This window comes from Frankia sp. BMG5.23, assembly GCF_000685765.2.
GTDB lineage: Bacteria > Actinomycetota > Actinomycetes > Frankiales > Frankiaceae > Frankia > Frankia casuarinae.
The window spans coordinates 1,536-18,701 of sequence record NZ_JDWE01000043.1 but is presented as its reverse complement, the minus strand read 5'-3'; the positions used below and the strand labels follow the sequence as shown (position 1 = coordinate 18,701).

14 protein-coding genes are annotated in these 17,166 nt (G+C 69.2%); 10 read left to right on the top strand and 4 right to left on the bottom strand.

What is annotated here, in order from left to right; genetic code table 11:
* Positions 1-10: 10 nt before the first annotated feature.
* Complete coding sequence (locus tag BMG523DRAFT_RS24690) at positions 11-652, bottom strand: hypothetical protein (protein ID WP_152987865.1); 642 nt, start codon at positions 650-652, stop codon at positions 11-13.
* A 15-nt stretch (positions 653-667) separates the two neighbouring features.
* On the opposite strand from BMG523DRAFT_RS24690, the gene BMG523DRAFT_RS27030 reads away from it, so the two are divergent.
* Positions 668-790, top strand: coding sequence for a hypothetical protein (locus BMG523DRAFT_RS27030; RefSeq protein ID WP_255353889.1), 123 nt, complete (start codon positions 668-670; stop codon positions 788-790).
* Here the strand turns inward: BMG523DRAFT_RS27030 and BMG523DRAFT_RS16680 are convergent.
* Complete coding sequence (locus BMG523DRAFT_RS16680; RefSeq protein WP_043591572.1) at positions 775-1,083, bottom strand: hypothetical protein; 309 nt, start codon at positions 1,081-1,083, stop codon at positions 775-777. The two genes, BMG523DRAFT_RS27030 and BMG523DRAFT_RS16680, sit on opposite strands and share 16 nt — an antisense overlap.
* Before the next feature lie 704 nt (positions 1,084-1,787).
* On the bottom strand, positions 1,788-6,332 hold the full coding sequence (gene mobF, locus BMG523DRAFT_RS16675; RefSeq protein ID WP_043591570.1) for a MobF family relaxase: 4,545 nt from the start codon (positions 6,330-6,332) through the stop codon (positions 1,788-1,790).
* Between the two features lie 535 nt (positions 6,333-6,867).
* On the opposite strand from mobF, the gene BMG523DRAFT_RS16670 reads away from it, so the two are divergent.
* Positions 6,868-7,605: a DUF2786 domain-containing protein gene (locus BMG523DRAFT_RS16670; protein ID WP_043591568.1), complete on the top strand. Its 738-nt coding sequence runs from the start codon at positions 6,868-6,870 to the stop codon at positions 7,603-7,605.
* A gap of 536 nt (positions 7,606-8,141) precedes the next feature.
* On the opposite strand, the gene BMG523DRAFT_RS16665 is transcribed toward BMG523DRAFT_RS16670, so the two are convergent.
* Positions 8,142-8,324 (bottom strand): AlpA family transcriptional regulator, encoded by a 183-nt coding sequence (locus BMG523DRAFT_RS16665; protein WP_035958778.1) that lies wholly within the window; start codon positions 8,322-8,324, stop codon positions 8,142-8,144.
* Positions 8,325-8,486: 162 nt separating this feature from the next.
* Here BMG523DRAFT_RS16665 and BMG523DRAFT_RS16660 point away from each other — a divergent pair, with 162 nt between their 5' ends.
* The 8 genes from BMG523DRAFT_RS16660 (at position 8,487) to cas2 (ending at position 17,055) form a co-directional block, all read left to right on the top strand.
* Positions 8,487-8,729, top strand: coding sequence for a hypothetical protein (locus tag BMG523DRAFT_RS16660; RefSeq protein WP_011437723.1), 243 nt, complete (start codon positions 8,487-8,489; stop codon positions 8,727-8,729).
* 583 nt (positions 8,730-9,312) lie between these two features.
* Positions 9,313-11,553, top strand: coding sequence for a CRISPR-associated helicase Cas3' (cas3, locus tag BMG523DRAFT_RS16650; protein ID WP_201783647.1), 2,241 nt, complete (start codon positions 9,313-9,315; stop codon positions 11,551-11,553).
* Positions 11,550-12,215, top strand: a complete 666-nt coding sequence (gene cas5c, locus BMG523DRAFT_RS16645; protein ID WP_011437725.1) for a type I-C CRISPR-associated protein Cas5c — start codon at positions 11,550-11,552, stop codon at positions 12,213-12,215. Before cas3 ends, cas5c begins: the two co-directional genes overlap by 4 nt.
* The gene (locus tag BMG523DRAFT_RS16640; protein WP_051623911.1) at positions 12,215-14,098 is read left to right on the top strand and encodes a type I-C CRISPR-associated protein Cas8c/Csd1; all 1,884 of its coding nucleotides are present in this window, start codon (positions 12,215-12,217) and stop codon (positions 14,096-14,098) included. The genes cas5c and BMG523DRAFT_RS16640 overlap by 1 nt, the downstream gene beginning before the upstream one ends.
* Before the next feature lie 90 nt (positions 14,099-14,188).
* Positions 14,189-15,076 carry a type I-C CRISPR-associated protein Cas7/Csd2 gene (gene cas7c, locus BMG523DRAFT_RS16635; RefSeq protein WP_043591566.1) on the top strand — a complete coding sequence of 296 codons (888 nt, stop codon included), beginning with the start codon at positions 14,189-14,191 and terminating at the stop codon, positions 15,074-15,076.
* Complete coding sequence (gene cas4, locus BMG523DRAFT_RS16630) at positions 15,073-15,738, top strand: CRISPR-associated protein Cas4 (protein ID WP_011437728.1); 666 nt, start codon at positions 15,073-15,075, stop codon at positions 15,736-15,738. Before cas7c ends, cas4 begins: the two co-directional genes overlap by 4 nt.
* Positions 15,731-16,765, top strand: coding sequence for a type I-C CRISPR-associated endonuclease Cas1c (cas1c, locus tag BMG523DRAFT_RS16625; RefSeq protein WP_011437729.1), 1,035 nt, complete (start codon positions 15,731-15,733; stop codon positions 16,763-16,765). The genes cas4 and cas1c overlap by 8 nt, the downstream gene beginning before the upstream one ends.
* Entirely contained in the window at positions 16,765-17,055 is a 291-nt protein-coding gene (cas2, locus tag BMG523DRAFT_RS16620; RefSeq protein WP_011437730.1) for a CRISPR-associated endonuclease Cas2, read from the top strand. The genes cas1c and cas2 overlap by 1 nt, the downstream gene beginning before the upstream one ends.
* Positions 17,056-17,166: the final 111 nt, after the last annotated feature.

Here is a 17,166-nt window from a genome sequence, read left to right as displayed (position 1 = left end):
GCGAGACGGCTTATAGATAGGAGAGGCTTCGGCGCCCAGCTGCCAAGCCGCTCCCCCGACCGTCCCGACCCGAGGGAGCGACCATGACCCACATCCCCGAACCGCTGTTCACCACCGGCCACGACCGCACCACCCTTACCCTGCACCGACAGACCCTCCCCCCACACGACGAGCCGGTCCTGCTGCTGCGCCCGCCCCGCGCACCGGCATCGCCACCGCCCACCTCACCGACACCAGCGCCCGACTCCTCGCCGCCGCCATCCACGACCACCTCGACGCAGCCGACACACACCGTGAAAGTGATACTCATCACATCGAGGTCGACGGTGCGGACGGGACAGCACCGGACCCCGACCACCTCGACCCCTGGGCCGCCGTTCCACCCACCCCCGCCTACGTCGCCGACCCCGGACCCCTCGAACTCCACCGGGCCCAGACCGCCCTCGCCGAGGCCAACCGCGACCGCGACCGCGACACCGCCGCCGCCTGGCTTGCCCGCGTCCACTGCCAGCACGCCGCCTACACCGTCGCCCTCGCCTACCCCGACGCCGCCTGGATCACCGTCGACCTGCACACCCCCGATGACGACGGCGCCCTCCACGCCGCCCTCGTCGCGGTCCTCGACCCGCAGGGCAACCCCCTGATCGATCACGACAGCACCGACCCGGTGTTCCACACGCTCGCGTTCCAGGTCAACCGCGCCCTGCGCACCGCCCTCACCATCGCCCCCGACCTCCTCGACTGGACCGGCCGCCGCAGCCTGCACCTCAGCCACTACGCCACCTGGTAGACCGCCATGATCCTGACCGCCGAGAAGCCCCCGACCGCCCCGCCACCCCCGACCGGAACGATCACACCGCTGGCGGGCCCGCCAGCACCACGACCCGCCGCGCCGCCACCCACCAGCCCGACCCGCGGGAATTCCACCGGCGGAGATGCCGGGAGCGGGAATGCCATCGGCAGAAGCACAGCAAGCGACGGCTCCCCTGCGGCAACCGACGACCCGACGACCACGCAGCCCGCGCCCCCACCGGCGACGCCTTCACCGACCCAGGCCGACGACATGAACCGCGCCGACGACACGAACCGCGCCGCCCTCGCGCCCCCAACCGCGCCGACGCGCCCACCTGCCGCGCCCTCCTCGCCGGCCGCGAACGCGCCGGCAGGAAATCCAGACCCACCCCGCCGCCCCACCCACTCCAGCCGCCGCGCCCCCGGCGCCCGGCGCCCCGCCGAGCCCCGAACCCACGACGATCATCACCCCCGAGAAGAACGGGAACGATCCCGGAACGAAAACAGCATCCCAGCCGGTCACGGTCAGACCCGGCACGAAGAAGGCCAGGCTCCAGAAGCTCCTCGAAGCCCTGCCCGCCAACGACCCCCGGTCCGTCTACGCCCTCGCCAAAGACCTCGCTCCCCTCATCGGCCTGAACGAAGGCACCGCCCGCCGCTACATCCCCCACCTCAGGTCATGACCGCCCGGCACGAGGCCGGCGCTGCCGGCCGCATGCACCGCCTCCCCGTCACGTTCACCTCACAAAACCGGCTTACCCCGGCTTCCGATTCCTACAGTTTGGCGCCACATCGCCACGCCTGCTGGCCATACTCACGCCTATTTGCCATTGCGATGAACCGGCTGCTCCCAAAACCCTGGAAGGCGCAATGTACAAGGTCGGAAACGCTGCCGCACACGACCAATCCGGACAACAACGCCCCTCGCTACGCCGGTCACACCGTCGAGCCCTGACGCCACCGTGCAGACCCGACTCGGCCCGACCGGGAGTGGATCATAAATCGAGGGTTGGGGTGTGCTCCCGGATCAGCGCACGTATTCCCCGGTAGCCCTCCGCGAGGGCCGGATCGGTGGGCCGGTCGCCGACGGCGCGGCGCAGCGGGTCGGTCTCGCCGTCGGTGGTGGCCGGGGTGCCGTAGGGCAGGCCGAGGTCGCGGTGGCGGAACCCCTCGACGGCCTCGACCCGGCTATCCCATCCGGTGGCGTCCAGGCCTGCGCTGGAACGGGCACCGAGGAGTCCGGTGAGGTAGTCGGCGGGGTCGATACCGGCCCGGAACACGGCGTGCGCGATCTGCCGGTCGAGGGCTTCCTCGATCAGCCGGAGCCTGTCCTGGCGGCCGGTGCGTGCCTCGACGGTGCTTTCCCGGCTGCCTTCTCCGTGTGGCCTCGCCCGCGGGACGGTCGCGCCTTGAGCGTCGCGGAGGTGGCGGCGTTCGGCGGCGAGCTGGGCGGTGGGGTGACGGGCCAGGTGGTGGATCTCGCAGGTGTCGAGCAGGCCGACGAGCTCGTTCCACTCGTCGCGGGCCGGACGCGGCGGGGGGAGGAGATAGTCGGTGGGGTGGAGTCCCTGCTGCTGGCAGAGGTCGGTGACGCGGTGGTCGAGCACGGCGGCGCCGGTGCGGACGCTGCTCTGGTCCTCGCGGGTCAACGCGACGAGAAGATCAGCGGGCTGATGGCCGTTGTCGAGCAGGGCGTGCAGGCCGGCGATGGCGCGGGCGCGGGGGATCTGTTCGGCGCGGCTGTGGAAGCGGGCGCGGGCCCGGCGGGGTAGGACGTCGGCCCAGGTTCGAGCGAGGCGCGTGGCCTGATCATGGTGCAGCATCCACCGGGCCCGTAGGGTGCCGGCCGGTTCGCCGGATGAGAGTGGGGGTCCAGGGTCGTGGGGTGGGACGGCCGGCCGGTAGCGGGCGTGGTGGACGGCGAGGGCGCCGACGGCCCGGTCCCACAGAGCGCGGTCGGCGCCGGCGGCGGCGGGTCGTGGCCCGATGCGAGCGACGAGATCGGCGGGCGGGTTGGCGACGGCGGCGGTGCGCAGGGCCGCTTCCGCTGCGAGTTCCGCGCGTCGCAGCACGGCGGGCGGCGCGCCGGCCGCGCGGTGCGCGCCGCCGGATGGCGGGGGTGCGGGGAGTCGGGCGAGGCCGGCGAGGGTGTGGGTGCGCCGCAGCCGGTGGGCAGCGTGGGCGAGCGGGTCGTACTCGCTGGCGAGGCGTTCGGTGCGGGACTGGGCGAGGTGGTCGGCGAAGCGTTCGAGGGGTCCGGTCGGGTCACGCAGGACGGGCAGCCAGTCTTCTTCGTCAAGGTCGGCTTCGAGATCGGCCCGGCGGATGACGTAGGCCGCGAGATCGGTCCGGGCTCGGGAGAGCATGACGTAGAGGCCGGCGCGGCTGGTGTCGTCGGGGGCGACGGCTCGTGCGGTGGGCAGGGAGGAGCCTTCGGCTTTCGCCGCAGTGATCGCGTAGGCGTAGCCGAGACCGCCGGTGCGACCATCGGTGAACCGGTGGGTGAGGTACTCCCACGGCACCCGCACGCTGCCCTTCCTGGGAAAGCGGACGGTGAGGGCCTGCCGGTCAGGATGGTCGGGATCCAGGTGGACGGCGGTGACCCGGCCGAGGGTGCCAGTACGGATGTAGGCCGAGGCGGGCTTACCGGCGGGGATCAGGGTGTGACCCGTCTGGGTCAGGGTGATGACCTCGTCGCCGGCCTGGAAGTCCCGGCCCGCCACGGTCAGGACCGGTCCGGTCAGGGTGCCGTCGGCGGCGAGACGGTCACGGGCGGCGCGGGCGAGGATCTCCACGTCGCGGGTCCGCTCGGCCATCATGTGCAACGCTGCCGCGGGTCGGGGCCGGACCGTACCCCCTGACCGGCGCCGTCCCGGACCGGCGGCCGTCCACCCGTCGCCCTCCGTGCTGCCCGCGCCGTCCACGCTGCCCGGGTCGGTGGCACTGTCCGGGTCGGTGGCGCCTCGAGGGTGCGGTGCGGTGCGTTCGGTGTACCAGTCGTTGACGACCTGGGCGAGCAGTGCTTCGCGGGAGTCGAACAGGCGGATCCGCCCGTCCGCGGCCAGCAGCTCGAGAGCCTTCCTCGCCGACGCGCCGCCCTCGGCGCGCAGCGCGCCGAGGGCGGCGCGGACCGGCGCAAGCGCCGCGCCGGTCTGCCGGTGCAGACTGCCCAACGCCGGCACGTCGGGGGTGGAGGCGACGAGATGGGCGTACCAGCCGCCGGCGCCGACCGCGCCGAGCTGCGCCGGGTCACCGAGCAGGATCAGCACGGTCCCGGTCCGAGACGCATACCGCGCCAGTCGGGCGGCGTCCCGGGTCGAGACCTGCGTGGCCTCATCCACGATGACCACGCTGCCCGCCGGCCACACCCGGCCCGGATCCTCAGTGTGATCGAGCAGGGTCAGCCAGCCGGACACCACCCGCCCGGCCACCCCGATCCGGCCGGTGAGTTCCTCGGTCTGCCGGCCCCCGTGCGCGGCGGCGAACACCTGCCCGCCGCCGGCGTGGACGATCCGGGTCAGCAGGCGCATCGCCTCGGTCTTCCCCGACCCCGCCGGCCCGACGACCGGCCGCACCAGATCCCCGGAGGTGAGCAGCCGGCGCACGAGGGTGATCTGCTCGGCCGACAGCGCCGGCCCCGACGGCCCACCGCTCCCCTGGCCGCCGTTCCCCTGGCCGCCGCCGTCCTCGCCGCCGACGCCACCCGGGCCGTCCGATGACGGCCGCTGCTGCGCGGCGGCGAGATGGGCTTCGAGCGTGGCCGGGTCGACGAGGATCCGCGGCTGCGCGCCGGCCTCAACCCGGCCCTGCCGGCAGAGGGCCAGCAGGGTGTCCTCGACCTCGAGCAGTTCCTGCGTCGTGTACACCGGCTCGGGTTGCTGGCGGGCCCGGGCGGCGCTGTGGCCGAGCAGGACGATCCGCCGGTCGGCCAACACCTGGTCGGTGAGCCGGTCGACCTCGTCCGCGGGCAGCCGATCGGCGGCCCAGGCGGCCACCCGTCGTACCACGGCACGGCGGTCGAACGTCGAGTCGTGCTCGGTCAATCCGGCCGGGCCGGTCAGCAGGTCGCACAACCCGGCCAGGTCCTCACCGTCGACCGGGGCCCGGTTCCGGGAGGCGGGTGCGGCAAGGGCACGGACCCGCTGCGGCGTCCATCCGGCGGCCGTCAGCCGTTCGTGTTGGATGCGGCGGACCTGCGCGTCAGCGAGGACCTTCTTCGCCGCCCGGGAACCGCGCTGCGCCGCCGCCTCGGTCACCCCACCCGGCGTCAACCCGTCGGCGACGAGCTGGGCGTACTCGGCCTGGACCTCCCCATGCCGGGTGGAGAACGCCGCCAGCAGCTGCGCGGGGAAGGCGGCGAGTTCAGCCACCCCGTTACGCACCGGCCCCCAGGCCAGTCCGCGCCGCCGGGACAGCTCATGGCGCAGCGCCGCCGCCCCCACATAGCCAGCGGTCTTCACGTGGGAGAGGAACACCTCCCCGTCCAACGCCCGCCAGTCCACCCGCCCCCGGCCCTGCTCATCGGCCACCGGCCGGCCTTGCTCATCCAGATCGGGGACGGCGGTCGCGTTCACCACGATGGAATGCACATGCAGATGGGCCTCGTCGCTCCGCGACACCTCATGCGGGTACGACACCGCCGCCACCCCCACCCCCGGACGGTTCCGGCCGGCAACGGTGCCCACCGTCGCATGCCGTTCCAGATAGCCGAGCACCGCCTCCACACCGGCGTCCATCGCCGCGGCCACATCCCGGCGAATCTCCTCATCCCCGAACGCCCACAGCAACGACACCGACTTCGGCGCCGAACACGTCACGTCATAGCCCAACACCACCGCCGGCGGCACCCGCGCGGCACAGAACCGATCCACCTCCGTCGCACTCACCAGCCACCGGCCCGTCCCCGCCTCCCGCACCGCCGCCAACCACGGACCCCGCCCCTCCCCCACCCCGTTGTCCACCGCCCGGCCCTCATCCCCCGGCACGCTGCCCGCCGAGGGGCCACGTCGCATCCCGGCCGCGCCTGTCCGCTCGTGCACCGCCCGATCGGCACCCTGCGCCGACCCGCCGGCATCAGCATCGCCACCGCGGGAGGCTGAGCGCTCCGCGGTGGCCATGGCCGCGGTGCGTACCGCCAGCGCACGCAGATAGGCCGCGCTCACCCCCGCCCGCCGCGCCGCCTGGGCCAACGTCAACAACCCCCCGCCCGGCCCGGCCGAACGCTGCCCCTCCACGGGCGGCGATGCCCGACCCGCCGACCCCGATGCCGTCAGCAACGGCCTCCCCGTCACCGCGTGCTCCCCGCGCAGCAGCCGCTCCAACGCCTCCCCCGCCACCGGCCGGCCCGCGTCCAACCCGACCAGATACGCCGCCGACCCGCGCGCCCACCCGGGCACCAACCCCTCGCCGTAGTACCGGCGCAACGGCGCCACCGCCCCCGGCTGCCCACCCTCCACGTAGGCCACCACCGCCCGCGCCGCCCGAGCAACCGTCTCCCCATCCCGGGCCCGCAACGTCAATACCTTCACCGTAGCGATCATGCCTCGCCCCCCACACCCCGCAGCCGACATCCCGGCGAAGCCGCCACACCCGGACCGCGGCGACGCTTCGACCCCGCCCCCAGGAACACACCCGGCCGGACGTCCCACCATCCCCGCCGAGAACATCGCCAAGGACCTCGTCGAACACCTCACCGAGGACCTCGCCCGATACCTCCCCCGCGCCCATTGCCCCGCCAAGGAACACCACCACCGCGACAGGCAGGTCGCATGGCGTCGCCCGACGACCCCGAGGAACACACCCGACCCGGCCCCTCACGCCTCACCGGCACGGATAAACAACAAAAAAGAAGCCCGGAGAGAGGAATAGTCCCACCGCCCGAAAACCACCGGCATATCTTGAGAGGATTCAACCAGCCAGAAAAACGATTATCCCGGCCCGACCAAAACCGCAAAGAAACATATCAGCCAAGAGGGAAAAATATCGGTGCGCCGCAGCCACAATACCCTCAGAAACAGTAGAATATGAGGTGCTGCAAGGGGGCATCATCAATCCATCACCCAGCAGGGACGGACCATGCAACCAGACGTCGCACTCGACAAAATCCGCAAACTCCTCGCGATGGCGGAAGCGGACGGCATCAGCGAGCAGGCCCGCGAAAGCTACAACCTGAAAGCCGCCGAGCTCATCGCCCGCTACGGCATCGACCAGGCCCGCCTCGACGCCCGACAGAACCGCCCCGCCACCCCCAGCGATATCCGCCTCGACATGGACCCGCCCTACGCCCGCGACAAGCTCAACCTGCTGTCCTCCATCGCTGTCCCCCTCGGCTGCCAGATCGTCTCCCACACCCGCCGCGACCCCGACCGGCTCCGCCAGCAGGCCCACCTGTTCGGGATGACCGCCGACCTCGACCGCGCCCAGATCCTCTACACCTCCCTGCTCGTCCAGTCCTCCTACGGCATCACCGCCGCCCGCATCCCCACCGGGGAAAACCCGCGCGCCTTCCGCCGCTCCTGGCTCGCCGGCTTCGCCGTCGCCGTCTACAAACGGCTCACTGCCGCCGAAGCCGCCGCGAAAGCCCGCGCCCTGCGCGAAGACACCACCAGCACCGGACCGTCGACCGCCCTCGTCCTCGCCGACCGCGCCACCCTCGTCCAACGCCACCTCACCCACACCTACCCCCGGCTGCGCAAGGGACGAGCCCGCCAGCTCTCCGGCTCCGGCGGCCGCGACGGCTACCACGCCGGCGAACGCGCCGACCTCGGCGGCACCCGCCTCATCCCCACCCAGCGGCCCGCTCTCGGCAGCTAACCCCACCGCACCCCGCGCCAGGCCGGCGCCGCCACCCAGCGGCGCCGGCCCTTCACCATGCCCGCAGCTATTCCGGTACGCCCCGTGCCGTCTGTTCTGCCGGCGTCCTTCCCTTCCAGGCTACGATCGACTCCGACAAAGATCAGACAATGATTCCGGGAGAATCCAGCCCCAGAGCAACCCGCCCGAGACCACGACCAGAAAATCGGCAGGACGCGGCACACAAATGCGCCCCCGAACCCCCACTCCCCCCGGGGAAAACAACCCGCCGGACGATGGACAGAACGGCACCCGGCGTCACCCACCTCCGACGGCACATATGGAGCTTGCGCTACGCGCAAGCTCCCAGGACCCATGAGGCCGCCCATCGAACCAGGGGCGAGAGGCTCCGGGCACGCCGTGCCCTGGTAGAGAATTCTCCGGGGTGGCGTCGAGGGAAAGGAACCTGACCCTGGGTGAGTTCAGCGACTGGGATATCGGCATTGCCGAGCGTCGCAGGCGTCGGCTACGGCGGCGAGGCCCTTCCTGGCGGAGTTCTACTGGCCGTCGAGCGCACCGGGGCGGTGCTGCCGTAACCATGCCTCGACCTCAGGGCGCCGCCAGGCCCGGAAGTTCGGTCGCGCGATAACGGGCGTCGGGAAGTCGGACGCCTTCGAGATCATCTTGTTGACGGCGGTCTGGGAGATCCCAAGCAACGACGCGATGTCACTGCTCGTCATGGTCTCATCCGCCACGGATCAACACTAGCTAGTTGCAGCGCTACAACCTCAGGGCGCATACTTTGATTGCAGCGCTACAACCCGTTGCGCCGAGAGGCGACTCCGCCCCGTGCCGACGATCGAGGCGGGACACCCGCGACCGATCCGCAAGGAGGCCGCAGTATGACCACCGTTCGACCATCCGAGCCACCCCCCAGTCCACAGCACGCGTCGGAGTTCGTCACGGTGACCCGCATCGTGCACCCGCCGGCGGTCGACATCGGGCTGTCCGTCTCGCCCGAGGCGACAGTCGAACAGGTAGCCGCCGCCCTCGCGTCCATGCCGGCCAGTGCCGTCTTCGCCGAGCACTTCGGCGACGTCGACGTCACCTTGGTCTTCCGCGAGACAGCATCCTCGGGCGACTGATCCGCCTTGGAGAGGGCGTCCGCCCGGGGGCGGGCGCTCAACGCTGCGCGGCGACGTCCTGCGCCGCGCCTTCACTCCGTTGTGATCCTCGCCGGGGACGGGCCCGTGCGGAAATCGGCGTTAGGGAGAACCGTTCTGCCTCGCGGCCAGGCCGCGAAGGTCGTCCGTTTCGTGGACGAACGCGGCGGTGAAGATGCGGGTCTGCGATGTCGAGGAAGCCGTGGTCGGGATCGTCGGCCAAGATCCGCTCTCCCCAGCTGATGGGTCGGCTCCCGCTCCAGCGAGTCGGTGGGGTACTCGCAAGGTTGGCTCAAGGTTCCGAGCTCTGCATGGTCGTGCTGGAGTGCCCTTCGAGTAGCAGCTTCCGGCATGTTTACATGATCGCTTCGTTCGTCGGCGGGACCATGGTCCTGAGCCGGATGGGTCGGGAAGCCGATGGTTGGGAGATGGCATCGACCCCCGGCCGGAAACTGTCGGACCCATCCGCTTGAATGATCCTCGGACGAGGTTGCGTCGCTAATCGGCCACGGGGGGTGGCTCGACGCGGACTCGAGAGCGGGGTTCAGCGATGTGGGCACACAGTATGAACACGTCCGGCATGCGCCACCGACTTGTCGATCATCTTGAGGGCACCGCACTGCTCGCTGAGCGTTTCGCCGCGGTGTTCGGTGCCGGTGAGGTGGGCCGCTTCGCAGGATTGGCGCATGACGTGGGCAAGGCATCCTGTGCCTGGCAGGACGGTCTGTTGCGGGCGGAGGCGACGGGCGTCCGCGTAGGTGAAGATCATAAAACGTTGGGCGTTCTTCTCGCGGAGCGGCGTGGGGCCTTCCCGGTGCTCGGTTTGCCTTTGCATGGTCATCACGGCGGGCTGACCAATCCGTCCGAGGTACGCTCGATGATCAAAGATCGAAGCAAACCGCGAGATGTACAGGACCGGGCGGAGGCGGAGGCAGCGCTACGTCCGCTGCTTCCTGGGTTGTTCGACGGGCCGCCGGTGCGTCTCCCGGTCGGGTTCGATGAGCCGGGTACCAGCGAGATGCTGATGCGCTTCCTGTTCAGCGCGTTGGTCGACGCGGACGGGCTGGACACGGCGGCTCATCGGTCCGGTGGCCAGCCGCAGGTTGCGGCTCCCGCGGACATGGCGATGTTGTGGGATCGGTTCGTCGGTCGGCGTAAGGAGATGCTGGCTGGTCGGCCCCCCGCCCCGGCTGCGGACCGGTTGCGCGGTGAGGTGTATGAAGCGTGCCTGGCCGCGGCGGCCGGTCCGACGGGAATCTACCGGCTGCCGGCGCCGACGGGATCGGGGAAGACGATCGCGGCGGCCGGGTTCGGCCTCCGGCATGCCCTCGAGCAGGGAAAGTCCAGGGTGATCGTCGCGGTGCCCTTCATCACGATCACTGAGCAGAACCATGCAGTGTACCGGCGTCTGTTGGACCCGGTCGGGGCGGGCAAGGGCGCTCCGGTGGTGTTGGAGCATCACTCGAACGTCACTGTCGATGACGACGGTCCGGCGCAACGGTGGCGCAGGCTGGCGGCGGAGAACTGGGATGCGCCATTCGTCGTGACGACCACCGTGCAGCTGTTCGACTCGCTTTTCGGCCGCAAGCCGGCGGCAATGCGCAAGGTGCACCGTCTCGCCAACTCCGTGATCGTCCTGGATGAGGTGCAGGCGTTGCCGGCGCCGCTGCTTCTCCCGATCGTGGACGGGTTGCGGACGCTGACGGCGCGGTTCGGGACGACGGTGTTACTGGCATCGGCGACACAGCCGGAGCTGTGGGCGCTGGATCCGTTGGAGTCGATCACGCCGATCGAGGTGATCTCCAATCCGGAATCCTTGTATAAGACGTCATGTCGGGTTCGGTACGAGTGGTGGCCCGATCCGAAACCGACGTTGGAGCAGGTCGCTGATCGGGTTGCCGATCCGGCGGCTGCCGGTGCAGACCAGTCGCTGACGATCGTGAATACGGTCGCGAATGCCCGCCAGATGCGGGACCTGGTTGCTGCCCGTGTACCGGCGACCACCCCGGTGCTGCATCTGTCGACGGCAATGTGCCCGGCGCACCGTCGAGAGGTACTCGCGGAGGTGAAGGAACGGCTCACCGCGCGGCTACCCGTCCGGCTGGTGAGCACCCAGCTGATCGAGGCCGGCGTCGACCTGGATTTCCCAGTGGTGTTCCGGGCGATGGCCCCGGCGGACTCGTTGCAGCAGGCCGCGGGCAGGGCGAACCGGGAGGGGCATCTCGGCCCGAAAGGCGGCTTGGTGGTCGTATTCGACCCGGCCGATGGCGGCCGTCCACGCTCCTACGACCTTCCCGTCGGCATCACCGCCCGGTACATCGGACTGGGCCGCGCCGACCCAGATGATCTCAAGGCACTACGCCTCTACTACCACAGCTACCTGCAAAATCCGCGGGTGTCAGGTAGGGATAGCAGGGGAGCGGCGGTGCAGATCAGCCGAGCGGCCCTCGACTTCCGCGCGGTAGCGGAAGGTCCGAAGCGCACAGGGGAAGACCCGAGACCGGACAGATCGAAGGCATTCCGAATGATCGATGAGGACACCGTCCCGGTCGCCGTGCCTTACCAGGGTGAGGAGGAACGGGTCCGTCAGCTCGTCGAGCGGATTCGCATGGTCCCGCTTCCCGAGCCTCGCCTCTTCCGCGATCTTCAACCCTACTTGGTCATGATCCAACGCCGCACCCGGGACCGCGCCGACGTCGCCACGCTGTGCCAGCCCGTCTTCGGGGACCTCGTCGAATGGGCCGGCAGCTATGACAAAAACACCGGCATCGTTCTTGAACCGTCAGGAGAGGAGTTCATCGCATGACCCTGACCCTGCCCCGTTCCCCCTCAGGGGACCCGCCGGTCGCCGTCCAGGTCTGGGCGGAAGGGGCGCTGTTCACCCGCCCGGAGTTCCGGGTCGAGCGGGTGAGTTACCCGGTGATGACGCCGACCGCTGCGGTCGGAGTGCTGGAGTCCATCTTCTGGAAGCCGGAGTTCCGCTGGGCTCCGGTGGCAATCGAGGTTCTCCGTCCGCTCCACCAGTTCACCCTCCGCCGGAACGAAACCTACGATCTGCCGCTTCTGTCGGACGCGGCAAGCGGAGTACGGCGGATCGACACGGTCGCTAACCGGGACCAGCGCAGCGCCGTCTGCCTGAAAGATGTTGCCTACCGGATCCATGCGCATGTCGAACTCCAAGACCATGCGACGAAGGACGTTGCCGCCTACCGGGAGCAGTTCCGCCGTCGGGTGAGCCGTGGTGCTTGCTTCCAGCAGCCTTACCTCGGCGCACGGGAGTTCCCCGCCTCCTTCGCACCGCCCGACGGCACACCTGTGTGGAAGCAGGACGAGGACCTTGGCGTCATGCTGCACCGCATCCACCACGGCCCACCGGTGGCGTTCGACTGGTTCACCGCCCGCCTCGATGCCGGCGTCCTGTATGTCCCGCGGGCCGGTATCCGTGGTGACGTTCCGGCGGTGGCCTGATGCTGCTGCAACGCCTCACCGAGTTCCAACGCCCGATGATCAGCGGGGTGGACGATCTACCGCCGTTCTACCAGTCTCGGCCGATGCGCTGGGGGTTGATGATCGACGCTGACGGTCAGCTCGCGATGCCGGACCTGCTAGATCTGTCCGATCCGACCGACAAACTACGCCGCTTCGGCGAGCCGGGCCCCGTGCCCTACCTGACCCGCAGCTCTGGCGCGTCGCCGCTGCTCGGTGCCGACGACATTCAATACGTCCTCGGTTGGGCCGATGACGATGCGAAGCCGGACTGGGTCGGACGGTGCCACGCAAGCTTCGTTGACCTCGTCCACCGCTGGGCCACCGCCTTCCCTGCCGATCTGATAGCTCAGGCCGTCGACGGCTTCTTCACGCGCCGTGGCCACAACCAGGTCCGCCGCCCGGAAGTCTGGACGTCGAAACAGGGAATTGTTCTGCTGGTCGGCGACGACGGGCACTGGCTTCCCGAGGAACGCTCCGTCCAGATCTTCTGGGAACGCGAGGTGCAGCGCCGCAAGGCTGGCGGGGACAGCCCCGACGGCGGGCGACGCGGAGTATGCCTGGTCTGCGGCCAGGATGGTGTTCTCGTCGAACGCTTCCCCCAGGGGATTCCCCGGCGGCTCGTTCCCCTCGCCGGTCAGGCCATTGCCGCACTCGTGTCCGCGAACAAGAAGATCCACACTTACGACTTCTCCGACAGCCTGGCAACCGTGCCGATCTGCATCGGCTGCGCCCGCATCTCCGTCGCGAACCTGCACTATCTGCTCGACCATCCCGATCACTCTCTGTCAGGTAGCGACGGTCGGATGACCTGGTGGACCATCGGCCGGGAAGTCGCCGTCATGACTCTTATGGGACAGGCGCGGGCAGCCGATGTCCGTGTCCTCGGTGAACGTGTCCACAGCGGTCGCGGCACTGAAGACACCGACCTGGAACACGAACGGTTCTGCTCAGTCACGATCAGTGGAAGCGGCGCTCGGATCGCAGTCCGGGACTGGATCGATATGCCCCTGGCGCAGCTCGAGGAAAATATCATCCACTGGTTCGGAGACCACCAGACATACGGCGTGAACCTGGCCCGCGGTGGTTACGTACCGCTGACCCGCCTAGTACTCGCTACCGGCCGGTGGATCGAGCAAGGCGGTGGAGACCGCTCCTCCGGCGAGTACGCCCGATTCGACGACCGCAGCGCGCAACGTCCCGACGGTGTCCGCCGAGACCTCCTGCGCATCGCGCTCAAAAACCTACCGGTACCACCCGCGCTGTTCGGCCATCTTCTGACCCGCATTCGTACCGACGGGCACGTCGATGACGCCAGAGTCGCACTGCTACGCCTGGCCCTGGTCCGCCGAGCCCGCCTTGCCGACGAAAGGAACCGACCTGTGCCCGGACCCGGTCTTGACCCGGACAACCATGACCCCGCCTATCTCGCCGGACGGATCTTCGCCCAGTTGGAATCCATCCAGTACTATGCTTCCCAGATGGGCCGAGAAAAGGGTGATCGGCTCAACACCACCTTCGCCGACCGATATTTCGCCGGTGCCGTTGCCAACCCGAAGACCGCTCTTATACAGGGATGGCTTCTTGTTCATCCATGGCTCAAGAAGATTCGTCGAGACAGTGTCGCCCGAGCAGTCGCTCTCGAAAATCAGCTGCATGGGCTCAACGAACTACTGGTAGCCAGCGGCGGATTCCCTGGTCGAGGAAATCCCGACGACCAGGCTATGTTCATTCTTGGCTATAGTCACCACCGGTCGGACTCAATGCGTCGAGGCGGCGCCGCCAACGCCGCGAAGACACCCGGCCCTGGATTTCCGCCGAACACTCCGGGGATGCCAGCGGATCCCGGCACACCCACCCCTTGATCAATATGCTGTCCTACCTGGCGTACTGCAGCAGATTCCTGAAGCCCACTACCGCCGTCATTTCACCAACTGCCCCCAGGAGTGCAATTCATGGCCTTCAACCTTGATCCCGAGAAGAAGCACGACATGGTGCTGCTGTTCGACGTCACCGACGGCAACCCCAACGGTGACCCGGACAACGGAAACCGGCCCCGCACCGACGACGAAACCGGCCATGGCCTGGTCACCGACGTCGCGATCAAGAGGAAGGTCCGCGACACCATCGGCCTGGCCGCCGAAGCCGAAGGCCTCGACCTGACCCGCTACCAGATCTTCGTCGAAGCCGGCCACGCGCTGAACACCCGACTGGAAGAGTCCTACCTCGTCAAGGGACTCGAACTCGGCAAGAAGATCGACGATGCGAAAGCCGCGAAGGCCCGGGAATGGCTCGCCAACCGGTACGTCGACATCCGCCTGTTCGGCGCGGTCCTGTCCACCGGCAAGACCCAGTCGCTGGGGCAGATCCGCGGACCGATCCAGGTCGGCATGGCCCGGTCCCTCGACCCGGTCCTGCCCGTCGACCATGCGATCACCCGGGTCACCCAGACCACCCAGGCCGACATCGACAAGGGCGAACGCACCGAGATGGGCGGCAAGTGGACCGTCCCCTACGGCCTGTACCGGGCAAAGATCCACTACTCGGCGCCCCGAGGCCGCCAGACCGGTGTCAGCGCCGCCGACCTCGACCTGTTCCTGTGCACCCTGGTCAACATGTTCGACCACGACCGGTCCGCGACCCGCGGCGAGATGGCCACCCGTGGCCTATACGTGTTCAGCCACCACAACGCCTTCGGCGTCGCACCGGCCCACACCCTCTCCGCCCACATCACCGCCCGGAAGATCTCCGCGGGTGAACCGCGCAGCTTCGGCGACTACAAGATCGACGTCGATGACGCCGACCTGCCCGACGACGTGGCCCTCACCCGCGTGCTGGGATGAACCCCTCCGACTGGTGGCCCGGCGGGGACGCCCACGCCGGACGGCTTCCCATCTCCGCCCTGGAACACCACGCCTACTGCCCCCGCCAGGCCGCACTGATCCACCTCGACAACGTCTTCGCCGACAACATCGAGACGATGCGCGGCAACGTCGCCCACGCTCACGTCCACGAACCGTCCCCCGCCGTCCCCACCCCACAGGGAAACCGGATCCGGCAGGTCACCGGCCTGCAGGTCTGGAGCGACCGGCTGGGCCTGTACGGGGTATGCGACGTCGTCGAGATCAGCTCGACCAGCGCAATCCCGATCGAGCACAAGGTTGGCCCCTACGTCCCCGGCGGGCCGGCCGATCTCCAGGCCGGCGCCCAGGCGTTGTGTCTGCGAGACATGCTCACGCTCGACGTCCCCTATGCCGAAGTGTTTTCCCACACCGACCGTCGGCGCCACCGCGTCGACCTCACCGACACACTCGCCACCCGAATCATCACCGCAGCCGAGCGGATGCGAGACATCCTCACCACCGCGGCCCTCCCCGAGGCCGTCGCCGACCGCCGCTGCCGACGATGCTCCCTACACCACGACTGCCTCCCCGAGCTGGCCAACGCCGCGGCGGGCACCCACGACCTGTTCACCCCACGACCCGCAGGACACTGGCATGGCTGAGCTCCTCAACACCCTCTACGCCACAACACCCGGAACCAGCCTGCACCTCGACGGCGACGCCGTACGCATCTGGCATCCCGACAACGACAAAGGCCGCCGCCTTCTCCCCCTCGTCCGCGTCGATCACATCGTCGTCTTCGGCGGCGTCACCATCACCGACGATCTCCTACAACGCTGCGCCACCGACCGCCGCTCCGTCACCTGGCTCACCGGCAACGGCCGCTTCCGCGCCCGCGTCGAAGGACCCACCGGCGGCAACCCCCACCTACGCATCGCCCAACACGATCACTTCCGCGACGACGAACGACGCCTCACTCTCGCCATGTCATACATAGCCGGGAAACTCCAGAACAGCCGCCAACTCCTCCTCCGCGCCGCCCGCGACGCCACCGGCACCCGCCAAACCGCACTCCGCGACACCGCCGCCCACCTCGCCGACGCCCTCCCCACCCTGCGTGACACCACCAACGTCGCCGAGGCCATGGGCGTCGAAGGACAGGCAGCCCGCCGCTACATCGCCACATGGCCGCACCTGCTCACCCCGCACGCGACCGTCACCGCCCCCGCCGGACGCACCAGCCGACCCGCCACCGACCCGGTCAACGCCGCCCTGTCCTTCGGCTACGGCATCCTGCGCATCGCCGTCCACGGCGCCCTCGACCACGTCGGCCTCGACCCCCACATCGGCTACCTCCACGGCATCCGCCCCGGCAAACCCGCCCTCGCCCTCGACCTCATGGAAGAATTCCGCGCCCTGCTCGTCGACCGCCTCGTCTTCACCGCCTTCAACCAGCGCCAGCTCACCGATGCCGACTTCGAACACCACCCCGGCGGCTCCTGCCAGCTCACCGAGTCCGGCCGGAAAAACTACCTCACCCTGTGGAGCCAGGCACGCGCCCGAACCTGGCCCCACACCCTCCTCACCCACGACACCCCCGCCGCCACCCTTCCCCTGCTCCAGGCCAGGATCCTCGCCCGACACCTCCGCGGCGACATCCCCCGGTACATCCCCTGGAGCCCTACCTGATGGACCTCCTCGTCACCTACGACGTAGACACCACCACCCCCGACGGCAACCGCCGCCTCCGTAAAGTCGCGAAAATCTGCGAAGGCCATGGCATCCGCGTGCAGAAATCCGTCTTCGAAATCGTCTGCACCGAACCCCAGCGCGTTCTCCTCGAACACAAAATCAGTCAGGTCATCGACGAGACCCTCGACAGCATCCGGATCTACCAGATGCCCCAGCACACCCTCGACAACGTCCACCACCTCGGCGCAGGCGTCCAACCCGTCCACCGCGCCGACCACATCATCTGACCGCCTCGGAACCCCAAGCACCTCCCCGACACCAGGCACCTCCCTAAGCCAGAAAGCACACAAAACGGTCAGAGACCCGGCCATAACAGTGACACTGGATCTTCTTCTACG